Annotated in this window: 5 protein-coding genes; 3 read left to right on the top strand and 2 right to left on the bottom strand. The window is 46.3% G+C overall.

What is annotated here, in order from left to right; translation table 11 throughout:
• The coding region (locus WA010_RS09330; RefSeq protein WP_422556859.1) for a type II toxin-antitoxin system prevent-host-death family antitoxin at positions 1–246 on the top strand (246 nt) is incomplete at its 5' end.
• Positions 243–497 carry a Txe/YoeB family addiction module toxin gene (locus WA010_RS09325; RefSeq protein WP_422556858.1) on the top strand — a complete coding sequence of 85 codons (255 nt, stop codon included), beginning with the start codon at positions 243–245 and terminating at the stop codon, positions 495–497. The genes WA010_RS09330 and WA010_RS09325, both read left to right, overlap by 4 nt.
• A 2-nt stretch (positions 498–499) precedes the next feature.
• Here the strand turns inward: WA010_RS09325 and WA010_RS09320 are convergent, their stop codons facing one another.
• Together WA010_RS09320 and WA010_RS09315 are read right to left on the bottom strand one after the other, a co-directional pair.
• Positions 500–1,747: a hypothetical protein gene (locus WA010_RS09320; RefSeq protein WP_422556857.1), complete on the bottom strand. Its 1,248-nt coding sequence runs from the start codon at positions 1,745–1,747 to the stop codon at positions 500–502.
• Entirely contained in the window at positions 1,744–3,135 is a 1,392-nt protein-coding gene (locus tag WA010_RS09315; RefSeq protein ID WP_422556856.1) for a DASS family sodium-coupled anion symporter, read from the bottom strand. The genes WA010_RS09320 and WA010_RS09315 overlap by 4 nt, the downstream gene beginning before the upstream one ends.
• A gap of 167 nt (positions 3,136–3,302) precedes the next feature.
• Between WA010_RS09315 and WA010_RS09310 the strand changes: the two genes are divergently transcribed.
• The coding region (locus WA010_RS09310) for a nucleotide exchange factor GrpE (RefSeq protein ID WP_422556855.1) at positions 3,303–3,551 on the top strand (249 nt) is incomplete at its 3' end.

Here is a 3,551-nt window from a genome sequence, read left to right as displayed (position 1 = left end):
GCACAAACCTACAGTTATACACGACAAAATTTAGCGCAAGTAATGGCACAGGTGAATGAAGATCACACTCCTGTTGTCGTGACGAGTCAGCGAGGTAAGCCTGTCGTTATCATGTCACTCGATGATTATCATTCGCTTGAAGAGACGGCGTATCTTTTACGTCATCCAAAAGGGGCTGAGAGATTGATCGATTCCGTCCAAGAGTTGAAAAACGGCGGAGGAGAGATACGAGAATTGCTCCAATGACGATTAAATTTTCATCCAACGGTTGGGAAGATTATCTGCATTGGCAAAGTGCCGATAAAACGATTTTAAAGCGGATTAATCGCCTCATTGCAGAGATCATGCGAGAATCGTTTGAAGGGATCGGAAAACCAGAACCTCTCAAACATCAGTTATCGGGATTTTGGTCACGCCGTATCGATGATCGCCATCGACTCGTGTATGCTATCGAAAACGATACCCTCTTGATCGCTCAGTGTCGGGATCATTATTAAAATTAGTGTAGCGTTTTCAAAAGTTCCCGAAGCATTTGATCATGGGTAGTAGTGTTATCGATCTCCAACCGTGCAAGATTGGATTTAAAGGCGGCACGGTAATGAACCCCTTTTTTAGAGAGATCGGCAGTGACATCGGCTTCAAACTGTATGAGAGGTTGGGTGATCTGATAGTGTTGTTTTAAGACACTTGGAACCGTTGAGCCCTCTAGGATCGATATCTGGAGTTTCCCCTCGGTGGTATTTAGCTCGGCATAGGCAGAGAGTTTACCTGTGATGGGGGAGGGAAGGGCAAAAAGTTTAAAGGTTTGCTCCGCATCGGCGTGTTTGAGATCAAAATGGATCGATGAGGGTTCTAGTTTTGGGATAATGAGATTAAAAGTCGTATCACTCTGCGCAACATCGGAAGTGGCATGGAGGCGTAGGAGCTTCTCATCCCCTTTGATCGATCCCACCAGGTTAATCGCCCCCGCTAGTGGCATACCGACAAACGGTTCCAAAATTCCCGCGTGTTCCAATGCCGTATCGAGGCTCACATTGATGTTAAATGGTTTTACATGTCCATATTGATCTTCCAATAGTGATTTTAGGGTAACGGTTTCATTGTTATCATCACTGAACGGAGTCGAGGTAAGGAGGTGTGTTTGAGAGTGGAGATGGATATCCCCCTCTATATCACGACGATCAAATCCGCGAAGTAGTATATCTCCGCTTAGGGTCGTATTGGTATTTGAGGGGTACTCTAGCAACTCCAACAACGGTTTATAGGCGATTTTAGTTACTTTGAGATCGAGAGTGGATAGATGAAAGCGGTGCAACTCAATTTTGTAGAGAACATCTCCCCCAAATACCGCACTGTTACCGTGGATGTTAAATGAGGCGATTCCGCCGCTTAGAGACCCTTCGGTTTTCAAGGGAGTCGCGAGAGGATTAAATCCCCCCTGTGCAAAGCACTCGATTCGGTAATGAGCGTACATCCGTAAGGTAAGGAGTGAAAATCCCCCTTGTGTAGAGAGGGTGTTGCCGTAGTCGTCTTGAAAGAGGAGGTGAAAACGCTTATAGGTAAGGGAAAATTCCTCTACATGGATCGGGGTATTGAGGGCTGAGGAGAGTGATTTTTCTAATATAGGTTCGCACACCCGATTTCCCCACGGGGTAAAGAGGAGTAGCAAAATTGCTAGGATAAAACCTACAAAAGAGAGAAGTATTATCCCTATTTGAGTGCGGTGAAAGTTACGAATACGTTTCATGTTAGAGCCAATATCCAAGGTGTACCGATAATCATAAAGATGAGAAAGGTGAGAAGCGTTACCGCTCCGCCGTAGATATAGATATCACTAGCACTGATGTAGCCGCTGCTCAGATAGATCGCGTTGCATGATGAGCCTTGCGGCGTGATGGTGGCGTTAAAGTTCGTGGCAAACAACAGCATCATCGCCATCAACTCTCCCGGAACCCCCGCTTGAACACCAATCGCCAAGAAAATACCGAACAGTGCGAGCAGATGGGCGCTTTGGGAAACGAAGAGGTAGTGGATGAGTACATAGACGCCAATGAGGAGAATATAGACCCATATCCATGAAAGCCCCGTGAGATAGTGGGTAAAGTGCTCGGCAATGGCGTTCATAAACCCTTGTTCCGCGAGTTGTGTCGAGAGACCGAAGAGGATGGCAAACCAGATGAGGGTACTGAGAGCTTCTCCTTGGCTTCTGAAATCTTCGATTCCAAATACTTTGGTCGCCATCAAAATCCCCAAACCGCCGAACGCAACCGCCGCTTTATCGATGGGGAATAGCCCCGATAGCGCCCAAAGGGTGAGCATAGAGAGAAAAACCCCTGCGGTGATCCATTCATTTTTGCTGATTTTCCCCATGTGTTTCAGTGCTTCTACCGCTTTTTGAGGGGCATCGGGGGTCTCTTTCATTTCGGGGGGATAAATACGATACAACATCCACGGGATAAGGGTAAAGGCGATCAACGTCGGAACAATTGCATACAAAAGCCAGCTACCAAACGTGATATGGATCCCCATCTTCTCCGCAATCCCGACACCGACAGGATTAACCGCCATTGCGGTGAGCCAAAGCCCAGAAGAGATCGTGAGTCCCGCCATCGAGGTCATCATCAGATAGCTTCCGGCCCTGCGGTGGGTATTGTCTCCCACTTTGGAACCGCAATCATGCGCAAGTCCGTAAACGATGGGGTAGAGGACACCGCTTCGGGCGGTATTGCTCGGAAATGCAGGTGCAATGAGGATGTCGGTGGCGATTACACTGTATCCCAATCCTAGCGTCGAATGACCAAATTTTTTGATGATATGAAGCGATAATCGTTTTCCCAGTCCCGATTTATGGACGGCGTGGGAGACCAAAAACGCGGCAACGATCAGGAGGATGAAACTCTCCGAAAATCCTGCATACGCTTTAGCAGGCTCTATAACTCCACTCAAAACACTTACGGCGAGGGCGATGATCGCGGCGGCGATGATGGGGAGGATATTGAATAAAATAGCGGCGATAGTCGTGATAAAAATAGTAAAGAGATGCCATGTAGAGAGGCTGATAGAGAGAGGCGGTGTGATGAACCAGAGTATCAATGCAAACGAGGTGAGTGCCGAGATACGTAGTGTCGTCCCCATAATATCTCCATTTTTAATGGATATTATAGCATGATCGAGAAGTAGTTTTATACTTGATAGTAATAGACTAAACTATTCTGCATAAAAATATTCATATACCCCTTGACAACATGTGACTCAATGCACTATAATAACACCGGATTTCAAAAAAGGAGTCGTATAAACTTATGTCAAACGAAGTAAATGAAGAAGTGATCAACGATGAACAACCAGCCCTCCAAGAGGGTGAGGAAGCAGTCGTTGAGAGTATGAGCGAATTAGAAACTATTACGGCTGAATTAGCGTCGTTCAAAGACAAGTACGCTCGTGTACATGCCGATTTCGACAATATCAAAAAACGTCTTGAGCGTGAAAAATATCAAGCGCTAGAGTACGCAAACGAAAAATTTGCGAAAGATTTGATCCCCGTGGTCGAT

It is taken from the genome of Sulfuricurvum sp., assembly GCF_049305995.1.
Classification (GTDB): domain Bacteria; phylum Campylobacterota; class Campylobacteria; order Campylobacterales; family Sulfurimonadaceae; genus Sulfuricurvum.
This window is presented reverse-complemented; position numbering and strand designations above follow the sequence as displayed.

What these genes read in the sequence shown, in the direction of transcription:
- WA010_RS09320 (WP_422556857.1), bottom strand. Translation starts at nt 1,747, where the DNA reads ATGAAACGTATTCGTAACTTTCACCGCACTCAAATAGGGATAATACTT.
- WA010_RS09315 (WP_422556856.1), bottom strand. Translation starts at nt 3,135, where the DNA reads ATGGGGACGACACTACGTATCTCGGCACTCACCTCGTTTGCATTGATA.
- WA010_RS09325 (WP_422556858.1), top strand. Translation starts at nt 243, where the DNA reads ATGACGATTAAATTTTCATCCAACGGTTGGGAAGATTATCTGCATTGG.